Origin of the sequence: Bifidobacterium sp. ESL0690, from assembly GCF_029392315.1 — a bacterium.
Taxonomy (GTDB): Bacteria; Actinomycetota; Actinomycetes; order Actinomycetales; family Bifidobacteriaceae; genus Bifidobacterium.
This window is the reverse complement of the sequence record NZ_CP113939.1, coordinates 2,351,679-2,371,220: the sequence shown is the minus strand read 5'-3', so window position 1 is coordinate 2,371,220 and position 19,542 is coordinate 2,351,679. Positions and strand designations below refer to the sequence as shown.

The following is a 19,542-nucleotide window of genomic DNA, read 5'->3' as shown; positions in this document are numbered from 1 at the left end:
AAACTAGGTTGAGGGCCACAGGTTATCAAATCTGTGGCCCTCAACCTAGTTTTTCGTTTCCGCTCATAATCCGTCAGTAGCTGCTATAAGCCGCTACCGGCAACGCTTTTGCATATCGGGCAGTAGAATTTCCAAAAATCGTACGGTAGGACTCTCGGAAATCTTATGGCAGGGTTCCCGAAAATCGTATGGTAGTCCTTTTTTGATAGTTGCTGACTAAAGTTGTGGAACCGAATGTATCTACGAATTGAGCCCGCCGCCGGTTTCATGCCGACGACGGGCTCAATATTATTTGATGATATTGGTTATTGGTTATTGCTTATTGCTGGCGTTTACTCCAGGCCGATGCTCTTGATGTCGTGGACGGTGAGCTTGTCGACGGCGAGAACGCCCGACTCGGCGCTGAGCTTGACCGCGCGCTTGCCTTCGGACGGGTAGCTGTAGGAGCTCAGCACGTGCAGGCCGTCGTTGACGTAGACTTCGACGGAACCGCGATCGACGTAGACGTGCAGCTTGAGCTCGTCGGCGTCCAGTTCGGCGTCGGTGAGCTTGGCGGCGCGATATCCGCGGTCGCCACGGGCTGCGGCCTGACGGTCGACGACCACGGTGCCGGCCTGCGCGTCGTAGGCGACGTAGGTGTAGGAGCCGTCGGGGGTGGCGTGAACCTTGAGGCCAGCGCGCTCGGCGGTCGTATTCTTCAGGTTGATGTTCAGCTCGATTTCCACGGCCTCGGCGTCCTCGTCCACGAGCGCCTCTTCGTTGGCCTCGATGGGGCGGGCGACGTGCTCGAAGGTGTTGATGCGCAGCTTGTCGATCTCCGGCACCGGCACGGTGTGCAGGTCGCCGTCATCGCCGAGGAAGCATTCGCGCGGCAGCGTCATCTGGCCGCACCAGCCGTCGGACTGCATCGGCGCATTCTCGGAAAACGGGCTCATCCAGCCGTACATGATGCGGCGGCCGTTGGCTTCGAAGGACTGGGGAGCGTAGTAGTTCGCGCCGCAATCGAGCAGACGGAACTCGGTCTCCGGCTTGAAGGCCTCGCCCGGCTTCCAGGTGCCGATCATGTAGCCGGCGTTGTTCTCGTTGCGATTCATATAGCCCTTGGCCTTCGAACCCATCGCGGAGAAGACGATGACCCACTTGGTCTCGCCGTTTTTGTCCTTCAGGGGGAAGAAGTCGGGGCATTCGAGCATGAAGACGTCCGGGTCCGGATCGTCGTACAGCACGTTCTGGAAGTTCCAGTGAATCATGTCGGTGGAGGTGTAGGCCCAGATCTGGCCGCGATGGTCGGCGGTGGAGACGCCGTGAACCAGATGCCAGACACCGTCCTGCTTCCAGACCTTCGGGTCACGGAAGTGCGAATCTACGCGCTCGCGTGGGCAATCGATGACCATGCCCAGCTTGTTGAGCTTGGTGGCGTCGTCGTCCTCGGCTTCGGCGAGCATCTGGACCTGCCACTGGCCGTCCGTGTCGTCCTTGCCGTTGTTCCAACGATGGCCGGTGTAATAGAACTTGAGTTTGCCGTCGTCGTCGATTACGGCGGAACCGGAGAAGACGCCGTCCTTTTCCTGTTCGAGGCTGGGGGCCATCGCGATGGGCTCGCGGCGCCAGGAAACCATGTCGGCGCTGGAAACGTGGCCCCAGTGCATCGGGCCCCACTGGGTGCCGTAAGGGTGCAGCTGGTAGTAAACGTGCCAGCGGCCCTTGTAATAGCACAGGCCGTTCGGGTCGTTGATCCATCCGCCGTTCGAGGCGATGTGGTACTTCGGATACCAGCGGTCATCGCGCTCGAGGGCGAGCGTTTCGACGCCGGCTTCGGCCTTCGCCAGTTCTTCGGCGTGGTCGCGGATCGGGGTGTAAACGGGAGATTCAGTAGTCATCTTTGATGCCTTTCTCGTATCTAGCATATGATAATTGCTTTTATCCGCGTAAGGCCCCCACGCCTTGATGGGTGCGGAGGCCTTACGACGCTATGAAATTTTGTGGTTGCAGGAACTTCAGGCCGGAAGCTGGTCGTCTGCGGCTTCAGCCTGGATGGCCTCGCCTTCCTGCTCGACCTTCTTGCGGTCCTTGATGCGGATGAACGGATCGCCGCCCACCTGCTGGTCATCCTTCTTGATCACGAAGAATCCATAAATCAAAGCAAGGAGAACGATGCCGGAGATGGTGAAGAAGGTCTTCTGCGGGCCGAGCGCGTCACGCAGGGCGCCGAGCGGGTGCGACATGATGACCTGGCCGACCTGTGAGGCGATCTGGAAGCCGACCATGTAGAGGGTCGCCGATAGCTTCGTGTCGTAATGCAAGGTGAAGTAACGGAACGTAGGCAGGCAGAAGAGCGGGGTCTCGATAGCGTGGAACATCTTGACGATCGAGATCATCACCGGGTCATGGAAGACGCCGCAAAGGCCGATACGCAGGAACATGGTCACAGCGCCGAGAAGCAGCGCGTTGCGAACGCCGATGTGGTCCATGATGATCGGGACGACGCCCATCATCACCGATTCGCAGAACACCTCGGCCGCATTCAGGATGGAGTACCATTCCGCGCCTTGGGCCGGCGTGGCGAAGAGGCTCTTGTAGTAGCTCGGGAACATCTGCTGGTCGAAGACCGTGTAGAAGGTGTTGGTGAACAGCATGAAGATGATCAGTGCCCACAGCGAGCCCATGCCAAGTACGGAAATCATTTCCTTGGCGGTTGGGTTGGTGCGTGGGGCGTTCGGATCGGCTTCCTTCTTGAGCTCTTCCTTCTGCTCTTCCGGGCGCCAGAACAGATAGACGCACAGCATGCCGAGACCGAAGAGCGAGCCCAGCCAGAAGTTCCACTTCATGTCGATGTTGAAAAGCGGGCCGGCGATGAGGGCGACAACGGCGTAACCGAAGGAGCCCCAAGCGCGGGACTGGCCATATTCGAAGCCGAAGTGACGGCTGTAACGTTCGGTGATGGCCTCGACCAGCGAGCAGCCAGCCATGAAGCCTGCGGAGAGGACGACCGAGCCGAGCAGCACGCCGATAAACTTGGTGGTGCCGCCTGCCGAAAGCAGGGGCTTATAGACGAATTGCGCGAACGGGCCGACGCATGCGGCGATGCACGAGACAACGATCACCAAGCGACGCTTGATGCCGAGGTTGTCTTGGATGATGCCGTAGAAGAACATGATGAACAGAGTCACCAATGAGTTGATGGAGTAGATGTCGCCTTGCTGGGCGGCCGTCATACCCATACCTTTGGGAGCTGGGCTGGTGAGCCAGATCGAGAAGAAGGACCACCAGATGCCCCACGAGCAGAAGAACATGAAGATACCGGTAGAGCTCTGTAGATATGAGGGGTTCCGGTAAGTCTTGGCTCCTTTGATTGCCATTTCGTCACCTTTCTTTTTGGTACCGCTGCCGCGCGGTGCCGTCTCTTACTGCTGTTCTTGCCGATTTCTGCGGCATTGCCTTAAGCAAGAAACTTATGACAAAATATAGGACGAGAATCGATTCACGTCAAACTGTAAATCGTTTCCGGCGTTTCCGAATGAATAGAGGCTATCTGTATAAATTAACGCGAGGGCTATGTCTATAATTGCGCTGCGTTGTGAAATCCGAGCCCAGCTTTTGTCCTCATTCAAGACCGTTAGTGTCAATTTTCTTGCATAATGGGCTAAGGAAGTTAGGAACCGGACGTTAAGCCGTCGTCAGTGACCACTTTCTGGCACTGCTGGGTCATTATTCAAGAAAGTGTCCGCTTGCCGGTCGCCGGTAGCTGTTTTCTTGCATGACTGGGCGTGGATGACAGAAGGCGGTCGTTGCGGTGTTATCGGTGTCTGTTTTTGCACAGCTTGATGTGGATGCTAAAACCGGCCGATGGTAACCGAAGGCAGGGGAGTGCCCGATTACTTCTTGCGGGCGGCAGTTCCGCGATTGGCCACCGAACCACGCTCAAGCAGGGTGCAACGGATGCGCACGGGGCTTGGCGCGTCGAGCGGTGGGATGGCGGCGACGGTTTTCTTGCTTTTACCCGGTCCCAGATTGCGGTCTTCGATCATCGAGATCAGTTTGCGGGCACCCCAGTAGCCCATTTCGTAATGCGGCAACGCGATGGTGGTCGGTTGCGGCTCGAAGGTCTCCTTGATGATGCGGTTGTTGTCGATGCCGACCACGGAAATGTCGCGGCCGACTTCGAGCCCGCGCTGCGCAGCGCACTGATAGACGTACCAGGTTCGGGCGTCGTTGAAACAGAAGAAGGCGTCGGGGTGCTCGCGGTCGAACAGGTCGGAGACGGCTTTGAGGCCGCCGTCGTTTTTGGCGATGCCGACATTGAGCTCCGGATCGACTGGTCGGCCGGCGTCTTTCAACGCCTTTTCGTAGCCGCGCACGCGCAGCGGTTCGGCGAGCAGGTTTTCGCTGCAGCCAATGTAGGCGATGCGCTTGGCACCGGACTTGATGAGATAGGTGGTGGCGTCATAGCCCATGGCGACTTCGTCGGGGACGATGTACGGCACACGCTCGTCGGATGACGTCGCGTCGATGAGGACGGTGTGTTCGCCGGAAAGTGCCTTCGGGGTATCCGAAACTCTGTCATACATTTTGGCGTAAAGATAGCCGTCAACGCCGTATCGTTTGAGTGCTGCGATTTCGGTGGCTTCGTTGGCGTTGCCGTCGGTGTTGACCAGAAGCATCATGTAGCCCAGCTCGCTCGCGGCGTCCTGCGCGCCCAAAATCATCTCGCCGGCGTACGGGGTCGTCGCGATTTCCTCGCTGATGAAGCCGATGGTATGCGTACGGCTGGTGCGCAGGGAGCGGGCGAGGGGATTGGGGCGGTAGCCCATTTTCTTGGCGGTTTCGCGAATGTGCTCGGCAAGTTCCTTCTTGACGTGCCCATCCTCGCGGTGGTTCAGTGCCATCGAGACGGCGGTTACCGACGCCCCGGCCTTCTTGGCTACCTCTTTGATTGTGGTCATGTTCTGTATAATAACTATCGCCCGTGATTCGGCGGGGGTTGAAGTGTCATTTATGATTCGTTTTACCTAGCTGGTTTGTGGTAATGAAAATATTTAAAAGTTATAAGATTGTAGTAATTATTGATGAAAATGAAAGACGCGAATCAAGTGAATAAAACTTCGAAATCTTTGGAAGCCGTTTGGGGCGGTTTGCTGGCGATGGTATTGGCCATGGCACTTGCGATTGGCGTCGCTCCGGGGTTGGCGCTCGCGGATACTACGGCTGCGGGCGGGCAGGCGGCCACGAGTGTGCTCGATACGTTGCCGGTCAAGGGACGCGCGCCGAAAACCGGGTACAAGCGGACGCAATTCGGCAAGGCCTGGGCCGATGTGGACCGCAACGGCTGCGACACCCGCAACGACATTCTGGGGCGTGACCTCAAAGACAAGAAATTCAAGGCTGGAACCAACGATTGCAAGGTGATGTCGGGCAAGTTGGATGACCCGTACACCGGCAAGACCATTGAGTTCAAGCAGGGTAAGAAGACTTCCGCCAAAGTGCAGATCGATCATGTCGTTGCGCTTTCCAACGCTTGGCAGACCGGTGCGCAGAAGATAACCGCCGACCAGCGCAAGCAGATGGCCAACGACCCGTACAACCTGCTGGCTGTCGACGGGGCTGCGAACCAGCAGAAAAGCGATGGCGACGCGGCCACTTGGCTGCCGAAGAACAAGTCTTACCGCTGCTCGTACGTTTCGCGGCAAATCGGCGTGAAGCACAAGTACAATCTGTGGGTCACCAAGGCGGAAAAAGCCGCGATGCAGCGTGTGCTTACTTCCTGCCCGGCGCAGACCGTTCCCGCCGACGATGGTCCGTTTGCTCAAAATGGCGTGGCGTCTCAAAGTAGCGCCCCGGCTGGTGCCGCAGGAGAAAGTTCCGGAAATTCTGGTCAGACGAATGGGGGGAATGCCGGTTCTGTTCAGAGTGTTCCCGCGCCTGCTCCTGCCGCACCTGCCGCACCTGCTGCTCCTGCGGCTCCGCAAGGTGGAGGCGATGTCTACTACCAGAATTGTGATGCCGTACGCGCCGCCGGCAAGGCTCCGATCTATGCCGGCCAACCTGGTTATCGCGCCGCATTGGATCGTGACCACGACGGTGTCGGCTGTGAATGACGGTCGATTGCCGGCAATGGCGGATCTTGGCTGTAAATGACGGGTATCGGTTGCGATGATGCACGTTGGCTGCAAATGCTTAATGGGTCGAATGAGATGGCGGCTGCGAGCGAAGTGGTCAGTCGCGAATGACTGATGTTGTCTTCGAAACAATCGTCTTCCTTGAGCCTATGTCGGCGGATAAGTAATGTCGGCCAGAGCGTCAAAGGTTTCAAGCAATATCATACAAATAGCATAATTGTATATAAATATCACACTATCCGGCCTTTATGTGAGATTGTATACATCCTCTGAAAACGTTGATATTTCAACGATTCTGGCGTTTGCTAAACCAATATTACAACTGTATAATTTCTTACGTCGATTCGGTTCCAGTGTTGGGGCAGAAACGATAAGATAGCGATGTTTGGGCACTCCACTTCAATGCTTTTGCAAGTGGTTAATCGTTTTATGCCCACGCTATCTAACCGACAAGAAAGGAACAGCTATGAAAGCCGTTATGTTCGAAGCGTATAAGACATTCCCCGCCTTGCGGGAGGTCGACAAGCCCACTCCCGGACCGGGCGAGGTGCTGCTGAAGGTGGCCGGCGCAGGCTGCTGCCATTCCGACGTTTCCGTATTCCGCGATTACACCCCGGAGACCGGTGACCACACCAAGCCGCCGTTCATCCTGGGCCATGAGACCTCCGGCTGGGTCGAAGAGGTTGGCCCCGGCGTCACCGGTTTCAACAAGGGCGATGCCTATCTGGTCTACGGCCCGACCGGCTGCGGCCACTGCAAGCGTTGCGTCGCCGGCGAGGAGAACTACTGCGAGAACATGGCCACCAACAAGTCGCTGGCCATCGGCCTCGGGCGCGACGGCGGCATGGCCGAGTACCTGACCGTCCCCGCGCGCAACCTCGTGCCGCTGGGTGACGCCGATCCGATTGCCGCGGCCCCGCTTGCCGACGCCGCGCTGACTCCGTATCACGCGATCAAGGCCGCGCTGCCTCACCTGCAGGGTGGCGGCAAGTATGCGCTCGTCATCGGTCTTGGCGGCCTGGGCCAGATCGCCATCCAGATTCTGAAGGCCATCACCGGCGCCACCATCATCGCCACCGACATGAAGCCCGAAGCCATGGCCAAGGCCGAGGAAAAGGGCGCCATCGTCGTCAAGGGCGATGAGCATGAGGTTGAGAACATCCGCAAGATCACCGGTGGCCACGGTGTTGATGCCGCCTTCGATTTCGTGGGCATCGCGCCGACCATCGCCGCCGCGCAGGCCGCTTCCGCCATCGATTCCCGCGTCACCATCGTCGGCATCGCCGGCGGCAAGGCTGAGTTCGATTGGTACAGCAACCCGTGGCAGCAGGAACTCACCAGCGTCTACTGGGGCTCCATGTCCGAGCTGCACGAAGTCGCCGCGCTCTATCGCCAAGGCCTGATCACCCCCGAGGTGGAGACCTACTCGATGGACCATGCGCTCGACGCCTACCACAACCTGGTCGACGGCAAGCTTTCCAAGCGCGCCGTCGTCGTCCCTCACATGGCTGAGTGAGCGGTAGCTGCTCTGATTAGCGGGTGGCAAGGCGTTTGTAACGAACGCTTCGCCACCCGATTTTTCGAGTAAAGTCAGCAATCTGTTTTGTAATTTGGGTTTGCCAATTATGCTGTTTTGTTTTAGTACGCCAACAATGAGCAATGTTGATAGTGAGGGCTGCGACCTATATATTGGGTTATAGCTTTATTGATAACTTTTCTTACCGTTGGGAGTAGATATGGTTTGGTCTTGGATGCATTTGGTTGTTGGAGTCGTGCTGATCGTCGCGGTGGCCGTGGGGCTTTTGGGGCCGGCGAGGATGACGAAGATCTGGGCGATGATTGCCCGCGTCTGCTACATTCTCATTATTCTGAGCGGTGTCTTTCTGATTGTGCACGCTTGGCCGCATATTACTGTGCTGTTGGTGGTGAAGATTATCCTCGCAGTCGCGCTCATTGCGCTGGCGGAAATCGGTTTCGCGAAGAAAAGCAAAGATACGGCGACAGCTGTGGCCATTTGGGTTCCGATCGCGCTTGTCGTTGTGGTCATGGTGGTCGGCCTTGTGGTCTCGCACGGCTTCCCGCTCGTCCTGCTGTAGTAAAGCAGGATTTCGTAAAGTAATCGTTTTTATAAAGGCGAAGCGTCATTTGGTTGGCGCTTCGCCTTTTTGTTCCCATTTGGACGTCAGCTTTTGCGACGGATTTGGTGAAAAACCATTCAAAAATCATTATTGCGGCATATTTTCTCGTCTAATCTAGTTATGGAATCGCTACGAAGCGGTTGTCGGGTAATTCCAGAGCATTTCGGAAGTTTGCGGAGAAACGGGAGAAGAAGTATGCGTGTTTGGCGTTGGTTGCATATTATTTCGGCGGTGGTGGCGTTGGCAGCTATGACTATCGGTGTGCTTGGCCCGCAGAATATGGTCGAGAACTGGGCTATGGTGGCGCGTGTCTGCTACATCATCCTGATGGTGAGCGCGGTGCCGACGATTCCGCACGCCTGGCGCACCAACTGGCCGATGGCCATCGTCAAGATCGTTGCGGCGATTGGGCTTATCGGTATGTGCGAGGTCGCGTTCGTGCATCGGCTTCATGGTTCGGCCCCGCTCCAGACACTCTGGATGCCGCTGCTTTTCGGCGTCGCGGTATTCGCGCTTGGCCTCTGGCTTGCGCGCGGCAAGCATCGTGGAAAGACCCCGACGGCACGGTGAAAAAACGATTGTTGGCGCGTCGAAACGCTAAGTGATTTGGCTGGATGATTGCACGCAGTTTGTGTAGATGACTCTGGGCGCGCTAACCATGCTGCTGTCAGAAAAGTGCATTTTAGCGTTGACAAGATGCGCTTTTTGGGCAATAAATGGTGTTGTTGCGGGAAAGTGCATTTTAGAACTTGCAAAAGTCTCTTTTTCAGCATTAGAACCGTGGGGAATGGATAATGGCACGTCGTGCTGAATGTGAAGCTCTGCCAACGACACGCAAAACCCGATACGCAAATCGAGAAGTGACTGTATAATGAAGTTTTGTTGCCCCTCTGGCTCAATGGTTAGAGCAGCGTCCTTTTAAGTCGTGGGTTGTGGGTTCGAGTCCCACGGGGGGCACTTTGTTTGTCCGATGATTCAATTGAAGAGTCATTGCTATTCCTGATTTGGCCTATAACCGGCCGACGAGCTTTCTTTGTTTATATAACAGCGCTTGCGTTATCACAGTGCTGCCAACCGGATTTGCAACTAATGGAATCACTATTTACTAAATTACGATTCCACTATCTGCAAAGTGCACATTGCGGTCATTAATAAGATACTCGTGAGTATCATACGCGTAAGTATCTTAGGGGGGAGAGGCGGCGCTTGTAGGTTGCTTCGGTTATTTCTGGGTGATTGCAGCTGTGACATTTTGGCTGGGACTTTTCGTGCGCGGGATTGCGTTCGGAGGGACTTTGGGCTGTGAAAAGGCGAACTTCGTATATCACTTGCGGAGAACATGCTACTTGAGGGTGAGTGGTGGAATCGTGTGGGTGAGCGGTGCTGAGACAGGGGTGAGCGGATTATATGAATCGCAAGTGGTGTTCGATTATATGCTCACAGAGAAAATCTGATAGTTAATTTTAGATATTTTATATCGGTTATTGGTTAGCTGGGTGCGATGTTGCGGAACCGGTACGGGCAAATATTTCGTTCGTTTCTTTTTGGGTAATGTATGCGGCAAACGTTGGACTAGGGTTTTGAGAAGCGCAAAAAATGTATTAAAATCAGATATCGAAACGTTTTATAATACTTTATTGCTAGTGAATGCTGTCCGAAGCGTTGCTGATTTCCGGAGACCATTTCAGCCAATTCGTTTCTGAAGTCAGCTTTGCGATGATGTCAATTAATTAGACAAATTTTCGATAGTCTGCTCAATTTACAGCATAAATTGTAATAGAATACATTTTGGCAGCTTGCAGTAGGCCCTCCGATCAGTGGACTTGGGGATTCACTTGGGGATTAATCGTGGCCTTCTGCACGCTGATTAATTTTTGGGGAACGAGGAATGCAAGGGCGCGCAAAGTCGTTCGTCCACATTCTGGCCACTATGGCTCACGGCGTTCGTTTCGGCTCTGTCAGCGTAGACGTTCGTTGCGATGTCGACGGTTTGTAGCTGCGTGACGGTGCGGGCACAAAGAAAGTTTGTTGGATGTCAGTGGCAAATTCTGGCGGGAAAAGTAAGGTTAGGGTATGCCTTGCACAACTTTACTTGTAGGAAAAAACGCCAGTTACGACGGTTCGACGATGATCGCGCGCGATGATGACAGCGGCCATGGCCGTTATGATCCGAAACGCTTGGTCGCGGTGCGGCCGGAGGACCAGCCTCGGCATTATCGTAGCGTGCTGAGCCATGTCGAAATCGAGCTTCCGGATAATCCGTGCGCCTATCTCATCGCTCCCAACGCTTTGCGCAACCGGGGGATTCTGGCTGAAGCTGGCGTCAGCGTCCGCAACGTCGCCATGAGCGCGACCGAGACCATCGCCGTTAACGAGCGCGTGCTCGGGGCGGATCCGATGGTGGTGTTGCATACCGTTCCCGTTCGTGGCAACGCAGCGGTTGAGGGCGCTGGCGCAAACGACGAGAGCGACACCAATGCAAGTCGCGATTCTGCCGCTGGTGACGGTGCTGATACGAATGCCGAGCCTTCTGTCGCGGCGTTCTGGGCCTCTGTGGGTGAACCGAAGCCGTACGATTCCGGGGTTGCCGACGATATTGTCAATTGTGGTTTGGATGCCTATCTTGACCATAATTCCGGTAGCTCCTGTACTGCTCCTTCTGCTGGGTCAGCTAGTGGTGCCACCTCTACGGTTTCTGGTGGAAATTCAGCTGCTTGTTCGTCCGTGACTTGCGCTGGTGCTGGCGCTCGCCAAGAGATTCCTGGCGGCATCGGCGAAGAAGACCTGATTACGTTGGTTTTGCCCTATGTCAGCACAGCCCGCGAAGGCGTAATGCGTCTCGGCTCGCTGCTGGAACGTTACGGCACCTACGAATCGAACGGCGTGAGCATTTCCGACACCGATGAAGTCTGGTACGTCGAGACCATCGGCGGTCACCACTGGATCGCCCGCCGCGTGCCTGATGACTGCTACGCTGCCATCCCCAACCAGCTTGGTCTTGATCACTTCGACCTCGATGAAGCGCTGGACGAAAGCCTTGGTGACAAGCGCGACTACCTGTGCTCCGCCGACCTGCGCGAGTTCATCGTCAACAACCACCTCGACCGCAGCATGGACACCACGCCCGAACACTTCAGGCACCTCAACCCGCGCAAGATCTTCGGTACGGCCACGACCAAGGACCATATCTACAACACCCCGCGTGCTTGGTATATGCAACGCTGCCTGAATCCGAGCGATGACTGGGATTCGCCGAACGCCCGCTATACGCCGATTTCCGATGACATTCCGTGGTGCCGCGTGCCGGAGAGCGAGGTGAGCATCGAGGATATGGACAACGTGCTGAGCTCGCATTATGAGGACACACCTTACGATCCCTACGGCCGCCTTGGCACGCCCGAGACCCGCCATCGCTACCGCCCAATTGGCATCAGCCGCACCGGTCATCTCGCCATCATGCAGATTCGTGGGTACGAGCCCGAGGCCTTCCGTTCCGTGATGTGGCTGGCGTTTGGCTCGCAGCCCACCACTTGCGTCGCGCCGTTCTATACCAACGTCGGCCGTACGCCGGACTATCTGCGCCAGACCACGGGCGAGGTCTCCACTTCCACGCTCTACTGGACCAACCGCCTCATCGCCGTGATCGCGGACGCACATTTCGACGCCAACAGCAACGCTATCGAGGCCTTCCGTGAGGACATCGCCGGCCACGGTCACGCTTTTGTCGCCGAAGCCGACACGAAACTGGACAAGGCATCGGATAAAAACGAAGCCCGTCGAATCATGGAAGCGGCGAACCAGCGCATGTCCGACTATCTCGAGGCACGAAGCCAGCAATTGCTGGGCAAAGTCCTCTTCACCTCGAGCGACCTGATGAACAACGCTTTCGCGCTTTCCGACCGTCCGCAGTGAAAGAGTCCATGGATATTTGCAACGAAACGTGGTTCTGAAACCCGTCGAGCCGGTACCCGAATCAATCGGATACCGGCTCGTGGCTTAACAGAAAGGACCATAATTATGCCCTACCGGTTTCGGTACCACCCGACAAAGTTTATAAGGCCACTTCAAATTTCGGATGGGCGATATTACCGTCGCCGATATAGACAATTATAGACTATTCCTGAGATTCAGTCTATTAGATATCATGAAATCATCGTTCGTCTCAGCGATATGACTCGAATGATCGTATGGTTCAACTGTTCCATGCGCCCTCGCCGCGTCCAGCGTGGCGTGGCCCAACAGATAAGGCAGTATTATGCCGAATAATCAGAAAGGACCAATTAGAAGCAACTATTTGCAGGAGTTCATCGCGACGATTCTTGCTGTCTTTGTCGTGAAGGCGGACAATGTCATCGTCGACATCGTATTGGTAGCCGTTGCCGGCTATCTGGTGATGATGGATTTCCGGGATAGGCGCAATCTCTGATTGGTAAAACCTGCCCGTGCAGTTCGGGCAGGGCCTTTCCGGCATGCGACAAAGGTTTAGTTAAATCCGATGATGTTTTCGGCTATGTTATAGCCCATGCGAATAATCCAGCGGCCTACGGAGCCCGGCAGGTTGATGGCCCGTGAAGGCAGCTGCCGGCGCACGTCGCGCGCGATGCGTGGCGAAACGGCCCGCTGGTGTTCCCAGAGTTCCCGCTTGATCTGATAGTTCGCGGGATTGCGCGAGAGGATAAGGAAGACGCTGGCGACGACGGACTCGATGGAAAGGAAATGGATCATATAGCGATAAAGCCCGTCGGGCACGTTCTGACGTTCCGGTGTGGCGGCGACCATCGCGCGATTGACGCGCACAAGTTGGTCCACACGCCGGATCATCACATCGGTCTGCACGCTCTGCCCGTCGCGCCCAATGAAGTAGTGGTACAGCGGTGTGCTGATATACATCAGCGATTTGACCCACGGGAACGGCTGGTAGGCGTAGATGAAATCGACGTAGAACGTATGCTCGGGCAGCTGGGTCTGGGCCGCGCGCAGGACTTCCGTGCGGAAAATCAGCGCGTGCATGATCATGTATTGTGCGATGCCGAAATGTTTGAGATCGTCCCAGTCAAGTTTCCGGTCCGCGTCCATCACGTTTTCGAATTTCACGACGTGCTTGCGCTTCTTGCCCACCTTGTCGTATACGTAATCGGTGACGAACATGTCGATCGGCTCGCTGGCCCCGCGCTGCCGCCGCATTACATTCATGAGCTGCTTGAGTGATTCCGCGCCCACCCAATCGTCGGCGTCGACGACCTTCAGATACATACCTTCCGCGTTGGCGATGCCGGTGTTGACCGCTCCGCCGTGGCCCTTGTTCTTTTGGTGGATGACGTGAATGATGCCGGGTTTCGAGGCCGCAAGCCGGTCCGCAAGTTCGGGGGTGCCGTCGGACGAACCGTCGTCGACAATGAGGACTTCGATGTCGTCGCTATCGGGATTCGCGGTCAACGATGAGACGCAACGTTCAAGGTAGGTGTCCATATTGAACGCAGGCACTACGAAAGTCAGCGTTTTCGAGTTAGTTTGCGGCATGGTTCCTCGTTAGTGGATATTCGCGGCGTTGGTGCGGCGAAACAAGCCCAATTTACCATGCAATCCCGAGAATGGCGGGGCTGAGCGCATGAATTGCGTCACTTTCTCCGTAAGTTGCGTCAAAAGTGTTATCAGATTGATTATTTATTACTGTCTAATTTGTTGGCAGCTTTTGGGATTATACGGATTTGGCATCGCCCGAATCGCTGCCGTTGCTTGTTACTCTTCGGTATTGGTATTATCGTTGCCATCCACGTCGCGAATATTGTCATTGTTGGCGTCTTTGACATCGATGTTTTTAACAGCAGAATCTTTGTTGTCGAAATTTTCGGTGTCAGCTTTTTCGACACCATCTTTATTATTGCCTTTGCCGGTCAAATCATTCTCGAACTGCAACTTCGGCTTGGCTTCAAGACGCGAAAGTCCGTGCCAGGCAAGATTGACAATATGCGCGGCGAGCTGTTCCTTGCTGATTTTCTTCTGGTTCGCGGCCCAGTACTGGCCGGTGAAGACGGTCATGCCGACAAGCATCTGCGCGTAATACGGAACGCCCTTGGCCGGAAGCTTGTGCTGTTTGAACGCTTTTGTGAGGATTTCCTCGACGCGCAAACTTACATCTCCGAGCAAGGAGCTGAACGAGCCGGCCGGGTCGGTGGTGGGGGAGTCGCGCACAAGTACGTTGAAGCCCTCGGAATTCTCCTCAATATAGGTGAGCAGCGCGAGCGCCGTGCGTTCCACGATCTGGCGTGGATGGGTGTCGCCGGCGGAAAGTGCGTCGATCAACGTGCTTGTGAGCTTCTGCATCTCGCGGTCGACGATGACGGCGTAAAGCCCTTCCTTGCCTCCGAAATGCTCGTAAACAATCGGCTTTGACACCTTCGCGGCGGCGGCGATTTCCTCAACGCTCACTGCTTCGTAGCCCTTGGCGGCGAAAAGCCCGCGCCCGACGGTGATCAGCTGTTCGCGGCGCTGGTACGAAGTCATTCTGGAAGCATTTGACATAGTTATATTGTATGTGAGCCTTGAACCAACGTTGCGTCGCGCCTCGCCAATAATCTTGAAGTATGAGTCTTATTATCAATCCGATGTTGATTGTCGCGGCGCTTGTTGTCGTCGCCGTCGTGCTTATTGCCGTGGCCGTGCTGGTGTCGCATTCGCACAAGAAAAACGCCGTTAACCCGCAGAATACCAACGTTTCCGAAGGCGCGAAAAGTGCTGAAGCTGGCGAAGCGAGCGGTGGCAAGGATAAGGAATCGTCTGAAACCGCAAAGACGGATGTCGGTAAGACCGGCAAGTCGAGTAAAGCCAGTGAGCCGAGCAAGTCAGATGAGTCGGGCAAAGTGAAGACCGGCGATACGGCGAAGAATGCCCAGAAAACCGGCGGGAAGAAAGCCAAAGGCGCTCAGAAGCTCAAGGGGGAGAAGGGCTCCGGAGGTAAATCTTCGGCTGGTGAAAAGTCGAGCGCGAAGAACACCACGGAGAAAGCCTCTCGGACGAAGAGCGCGAAGAAAACTCAGAAAGCCAACGATAAGAAGGGTTCTGGCAACAAACCTTCCTCTCAGGATAAGGCAAGTGCCAAAAGCGCGACTAAGGAAAGTTCCGAAGCGAAGAAGGGCGCGACCAAGCCTGATTCTTCTGCCGCAAGTGCTTCGAAGGAAGAGGCTCCCGCGAAGTCTGAGGTCGAGACTCCGGAACCTAAGGCGTCGCGAGGTGTTCGCCTCAAGGAGAAACTCAGCAAGTCTTCGAACCCGTTCGGGCGCGTGCTCTTCAACATCCTCGCCAAGGATCAGCTTTCCGAGTCCGATTGGGAGGACGTCGAAGACACGTTGCTGCTGGCCGATGTCGGCAGCGAGGCCAGCGAGAAGCTGGTGGACGAGTTGCGTAACGATGCCCGCATCACCGGCACCTCCGACCCGAAAGCCGTGCGCGAGGCCTTGCGTTCCAAGCTTATCGACCTGGTCGATTCCCAGCCCGACCGCGCGCTCAACGCGGACAAGCCCGATGCCAAGAAGCCGAGCGTCATCATCATGGTCGGCGTCAACGGCACCGGAAAGACCACGACCGCAGGCAAGCTCGCGCGTCTCTTCGTTTCGGAAGGCAAGAGCGTGATGCTCGCCGCCGCCGACACGTTCCGCGCCGCCGCCGCCGACCAACTCGAGACCTGGGGACAGAAGGTCGGTGTGCCGGTTGTGCGCAGCGAAAAGGAAGGTGGCGATCCAGCATCCGTCGCGTTCGACGCTTCCAAGCAGGCCAAGGAACAGAACGTCGACGTGTTGATTATCGATACCGCCGGCCGTCTGCAGAACAAGGCGAATCTCATGGACGAGCTCGGCAAGATTCGCCGCGTCACCGAAAAGAACCTGCCGGTCGACGAAGTGCTGCTGGTGCTCGACGCGGTTACCGGCCAGAACGGTATGGCGCAGGCCAAGGTCTTCGCGGAGGCCATCGGCATCACCGGCGTCGTGCTTTCGAAGCTCGACGGCTCGGCCAAGGGCGGCATCGTCATCTCCGTACAACAGGAGCTTGGTGTGCCGGTCAAGCTGGTCGGCCTCGGCGAAGGCCCCGACGATTTGGCTCCGTTCGATCCGGAAGGTTTCGTCGACGGTATCCTTGCCTGAGCCACCAACTTGGCTTTTGAATTATTCTGCCGTATTTACGATGTTCAGCCATCTGTTCTTGCGAAAATGACACTTTAGTGCTGGTAAACGGACTTTTATTTGTTGTTGCGTGCAGTTTTCCGGCATGTAAAAGCGTAAAAATATGTATGCTGCTGGTAAACGGACTTTTGGGTGTGGTTGCGTGCCGTTTCCCAGCACTGAAGTGTGGTGCTGCTGGAGAACGGACTCTTATTTGCCGTTAGGTGCGGTTTTCCAGCATTAATCTGTGGTGCTGCTGGTAAACGGATTTTTGGGTATGGTTATATGCAATTTTCCAGCACTAAAGTATGATGGTGCTGCTGGGAAACGTACTCTAAACTATCGTTATATGCGGTTTTCCAGCAGCAAAATATTGCTCGTGTTCCATAAGTGCAAGTAACCATTATGTTTCGATAGTGCCGTGAGTTTTACATCGCCGTAATCTCGCGTCAAACTTCTCCTTACGTTTTCCGTGTTTCATAGCCACATACGGTTCAGGGCGCGTCGAGCTCCGGCGCGCAGACAGGCCGGAGGAGAGGAAACGCGAAATGGATACTGGAAATGCCGCATGGATGTTGGTCTGTGCGTCGCTCGTCTTTCTGATGACGCCCGCGGTGGCGTTCTTCTACGGAGGCATGGTGCGCCGCAAGGCGGTACTGAACATGCTCATGCTTTCCGCGGGTGCGCTCGCGGTGAGCACCATCGTCTGGGCTCTGTGGGGCTGGTCGATTTCCTGGGGTGGTAAGGATATCGGCGGCGTCTTCGGCGACCCGGCCCACGGCTTCCTGCTCGGCGACACGATGAAAGTCGGCAAGGACGGCATCTTCACCGCCACAGGGCTGACGCCGAATGGCAACAAATATCCGGTGAGCATCGACGTCGCCTTCCAGCTGGCTTTCGCAATGATTACCGTCGCCCTGATTTCCGGTGCGCTCGCGGAACGCATCAAATACAGCACCTGGATGATTTTCGTGGCCATCTGGATCACACTCGATTACGCGCCCATGGCCCACATGGTTTGGAACGGTGGCCTGCTTTCACCCGATGGTCCGATTTCCAAGTTCATTGGCGCGCCCGTCCACGACTTTGCAGGCGGCACCGTCGTCCACATCAACGCGGCCGTCGCGGCGCTGGTCATCGTCCTCCTGATTGGCAAGCGCAAGGACTTCGGCAAGGCACCAATTCGCCCGCACAACGTCCCGTTCGTCATGCTCGGTGCGTTCCTGCTCTGGTTCGGCTGGTTCGGCTTCAACGCCGGCTCCGCCTTCGCGGCTAACGGCACCGCCGGTTACGCGTGGGTGAGCACTTCGCTTTCCGCCGCTGCAGCCATGCTGACATGGGGCTTTACCGAGAAAATTCGAACTGGCCACTACACGGCCGTCGGCGCGGCCTCCGGTATGGTGGCCGGCCTGGTCGGCATCACCCCGGCAGCCGATGTGGTCTCCCCGCTCTGGGCCATCGTCATCGGCGCCATCGTCGGTGTCCTGACCTGCCTGGCCTGCGGCTTGAAGTTCCGCTTCGGCTACGATGATTCCCTCGATGTGGTCGGCGTCCACGGCGTCGGCGGCCTGACCGGCACCATTTTGATCGGCTTCTTCGGCCAGGGCACGGGCCTCTTCGCCGGAGGCAGCTGGAGGCAGCTCGCGGTGCAGGTGGTCGTGGCGCTCGCCGCAGTCGTCTACTCAGCAGTGGTCACGTTCGTCATCGCGTTCATCCTGCAGAAGACCATCGGCTGGAGGGTGAACGAGGATCAGGAATTGAGCGGCGTCGACCTTGCCGACCAAGGCGAGAGCGCGTACGATTTTGCAGGTAAGGCCACGGCTCTCCTCAAGGAGATGAAGTAATGAAACTGATAACAGCGATTATCCAGCCACAAAAGTTCGACGAGGTCAAGGAGGCTCTTGCGGCCGCCGGTGTCGAAGGCATGACGGTCAGCGAAGTCAACGGTTGCGGCGAGCAGCACGGTTACACCGAGGTCTATCGCGGCGCGAGCTATTCGGTCAACCTCATCCCCAAGATTCGCGTGGAGGTGGCGGTGCGCGACGCCGACGCCGATCCGTTGGTCGACATCATCGTCAAAACCGCACGCAGTGGCAACATCGGTGACGGCAAGGTGTGGGTCCTCCCGCTGGATTCCGTCACCCGCGTCCGTACCGGCGAAACGGACGGTGACGCCATTTAAGATGCCATTTAGTTACCGAAGTCGGCCAGTTTGATGCAGAAACATCAAGCTGGCCGACTTTTATTTGTCTTATAGTAGTTGGTCGTGGGTTCCGGTACGTAGCAAGATGATAGTCACCGTTGACTTTCTCTTCTTGTAAACCAGTAACCAATCACCTTCAATATGAAGCTCGCGGCAACCAGACAAATCGCCGGTGAGTTTGTGATCCCGGAAATGGCCGGAAAGAAGGGCAGTGTCGTTGACTGCCAGAGCGTCGATTGCCCTTTCCAGCTCCGCCATGTCCCTGTGACGCCGTTTCATCGCTTTCACGTCGCGTTTGAATTGGGGACTGACCTCGAAATTATAAGGCATCGATCATATCCTTCACGTCCTGCGCGCTGCCTACGTATTCGGCAGGTTCGGACTCGGCGACTTTGACGGCCGTAGCGAGCGGGTCGGCGACCGGGCGGAACGGGAAACCGCCTTCGTGCACGGCTTGCGCCACGAACATGCTCACTGCACTCGACAGGTCGGTGCCCATTGAGCGGAACAGCTGTTCACCCTGCTCCTTGAGTGTGGGGTCGATTCGAATCTGCATTCGTGTTTTTGCGGCTGATACCAAATTAATCACCTCTTTTGGGTACAATAATACCCGTTTTAACAATATTTTGCAATATTTAGCTTTGATCAGACAGTGTCATTGCCCTTGACGATTTCAGGACGTACTGACGGATATTCTGAGAGCTATAAAACGTTTGATATTTTATTAGCAATATCACATTTAAAATAGCACAAAATGAAACATTCTTTGTTTAATCTATATTTTGCATAGTATAAATATTCATAATAGATTCTACTGAAATTCCTGCAAAATAAACTTCTATGTATAAAGGACGATGCTGTTAAGTGTGGTCCTAAAATGAGACAATACTCACATCTATGTATAAATATGTCTAATTTTTATTGAGTTT

At 55.8% G+C, this 19,542-nt stretch carries 16 protein-coding genes and 1 tRNA gene; 10 read left to right on the top strand and 7 right to left on the bottom strand.

Annotated features, from left to right (window positions below):
* Positions 1 to 332 precede the first annotated feature (332 nt).
* The 3 genes from OZX62_RS09270 to OZX62_RS09260 all read right to left on the bottom strand — a co-directional run bounded on the left by OZX62_RS09270 (position 333) and on the right by OZX62_RS09260 (position 4,943).
* The gene (locus tag OZX62_RS09270) at positions 333 to 1,880 is read right to left on the bottom strand and encodes a glycoside hydrolase family 32 protein (RefSeq protein WP_277175894.1); all 1,548 of its coding nucleotides are present in this window, start codon (positions 1,878 to 1,880) and stop codon (positions 333 to 335) included.
* Between the two features lie 117 nt (positions 1,881 to 1,997).
* Entirely contained in the window at positions 1,998 to 3,359 is a 1,362-nt protein-coding gene (locus OZX62_RS09265) for an MFS transporter (RefSeq protein ID WP_277175893.1), read from the bottom strand.
* Positions 3,360 to 3,875: 516 nt separating this feature from the next.
* The gene (locus OZX62_RS09260) at positions 3,876 to 4,943 is read right to left on the bottom strand and encodes a LacI family DNA-binding transcriptional regulator (RefSeq protein ID WP_277175892.1); all 1,068 of its coding nucleotides are present in this window, start codon (positions 4,941 to 4,943) and stop codon (positions 3,876 to 3,878) included.
* 210 nt (positions 4,944 to 5,153) lie between these two features.
* Here OZX62_RS09260 and OZX62_RS09255 point away from each other — a divergent pair, with 210 nt between their 5' ends.
* The 7 genes from OZX62_RS09255 to OZX62_RS09225 all read left to right on the top strand — a co-directional run bounded on the left by OZX62_RS09255 (position 5,154) and on the right by OZX62_RS09225 (position 12,680).
* A complete protein-coding gene (locus OZX62_RS09255; protein WP_277175891.1) occupies positions 5,154 to 6,095 on the top strand; it encodes a DUF1524 domain-containing protein in 942 nt (313 codons plus the stop codon).
* Positions 6,096 to 6,582: 487 nt separating this feature from the next.
* Positions 6,583 to 7,632 carry an NAD(P)-dependent alcohol dehydrogenase gene (locus OZX62_RS09250; RefSeq protein WP_277175890.1) on the top strand — a complete coding sequence of 350 codons (1,050 nt, stop codon included), beginning with the start codon at positions 6,583 to 6,585 and terminating at the stop codon, positions 7,630 to 7,632.
* Positions 7,633 to 7,867: 235 nt separating this feature from the next.
* A complete protein-coding gene (locus OZX62_RS09245; RefSeq protein WP_277175889.1) occupies positions 7,868 to 8,212 on the top strand; it encodes a DUF1516 family protein in 345 nt (114 codons plus the stop codon).
* A 237-nt stretch (positions 8,213 to 8,449) separates the two neighbouring features.
* On the top strand, positions 8,450 to 8,824 hold the full coding sequence (locus tag OZX62_RS09240; protein WP_277175888.1) for a DUF1516 family protein: 375 nt from the start codon (positions 8,450 to 8,452) through the stop codon (positions 8,822 to 8,824).
* A gap of 314 nt (positions 8,825 to 9,138) precedes the next feature.
* A tRNA-Lys gene (locus tag OZX62_RS09235) sits at positions 9,139 to 9,211 on the top strand.
* 1,116 nt (positions 9,212 to 10,327) lie between these two features.
* Entirely contained in the window at positions 10,328 to 12,166 is a 1,839-nt protein-coding gene (locus OZX62_RS09230; protein ID WP_277175887.1) for a C69 family dipeptidase, read from the top strand.
* A gap of 343 nt (positions 12,167 to 12,509) precedes the next feature.
* Complete coding sequence (locus OZX62_RS09225; protein ID WP_277175886.1) at positions 12,510 to 12,680, top strand: hypothetical protein; 171 nt, start codon at positions 12,510 to 12,512, stop codon at positions 12,678 to 12,680.
* A 56-nt stretch (positions 12,681 to 12,736) separates the two neighbouring features.
* On the opposite strand, the gene OZX62_RS09220 is transcribed toward OZX62_RS09225, so the two are convergent.
* Positions 12,737 to 13,774, bottom strand: a complete 1,038-nt coding sequence (locus OZX62_RS09220; protein ID WP_277175885.1) for a glycosyltransferase family 2 protein — start codon at positions 13,772 to 13,774, stop codon at positions 12,737 to 12,739.
* Positions 13,775 to 13,993: 219 nt separating this feature from the next.
* Positions 13,994 to 14,758, bottom strand: coding sequence for a TetR/AcrR family transcriptional regulator (locus OZX62_RS09215; RefSeq protein ID WP_277175884.1), 765 nt, complete (start codon positions 14,756 to 14,758; stop codon positions 13,994 to 13,996).
* Between the two features lie 356 nt (positions 14,759 to 15,114).
* On the opposite strand from OZX62_RS09215, the gene ftsY reads away from it, so the two are divergent.
* The 3 genes from ftsY to OZX62_RS09200 all read left to right on the top strand — a co-directional run bounded on the left by ftsY (position 15,115) and on the right by OZX62_RS09200 (position 18,592).
* A complete protein-coding gene (gene ftsY / locus OZX62_RS09210) occupies positions 15,115 to 16,392 on the top strand; it encodes a signal recognition particle-docking protein FtsY (RefSeq protein WP_277177092.1) in 1,278 nt (425 codons plus the stop codon).
* Positions 16,393 to 16,958: 566 nt separating this feature from the next.
* Positions 16,959 to 18,254, top strand: coding sequence for an ammonium transporter (locus OZX62_RS09205; protein ID WP_277175883.1), 1,296 nt, complete (start codon positions 16,959 to 16,961; stop codon positions 18,252 to 18,254).
* Complete coding sequence (locus OZX62_RS09200; protein ID WP_277175882.1) at positions 18,254 to 18,592, top strand: P-II family nitrogen regulator; 339 nt, start codon at positions 18,254 to 18,256, stop codon at positions 18,590 to 18,592. The genes OZX62_RS09205 and OZX62_RS09200 overlap by 1 nt, the downstream gene beginning before the upstream one ends.
* Positions 18,593 to 18,661: 69 nt before the next feature.
* Here OZX62_RS09200 and OZX62_RS09195 read toward each other — a convergent pair whose 3' ends face one another.
* Together OZX62_RS09195 and OZX62_RS09190 are read right to left on the bottom strand one after the other, a co-directional pair.
* On the bottom strand, positions 18,662 to 18,943 hold the full coding sequence (locus OZX62_RS09195; RefSeq protein ID WP_277175881.1) for a type II toxin-antitoxin system YafQ family toxin: 282 nt from the start codon (positions 18,941 to 18,943) through the stop codon (positions 18,662 to 18,664).
* The gene (locus OZX62_RS09190) at positions 18,933 to 19,193 is read right to left on the bottom strand and encodes a type II toxin-antitoxin system RelB/DinJ family antitoxin (RefSeq protein WP_277175880.1); all 261 of its coding nucleotides are present in this window, start codon (positions 19,191 to 19,193) and stop codon (positions 18,933 to 18,935) included. Before OZX62_RS09190 ends, OZX62_RS09195 begins: the two co-directional genes overlap by 11 nt.
* Between the last annotated feature and the right edge of the window lie 349 nt (positions 19,194 to 19,542).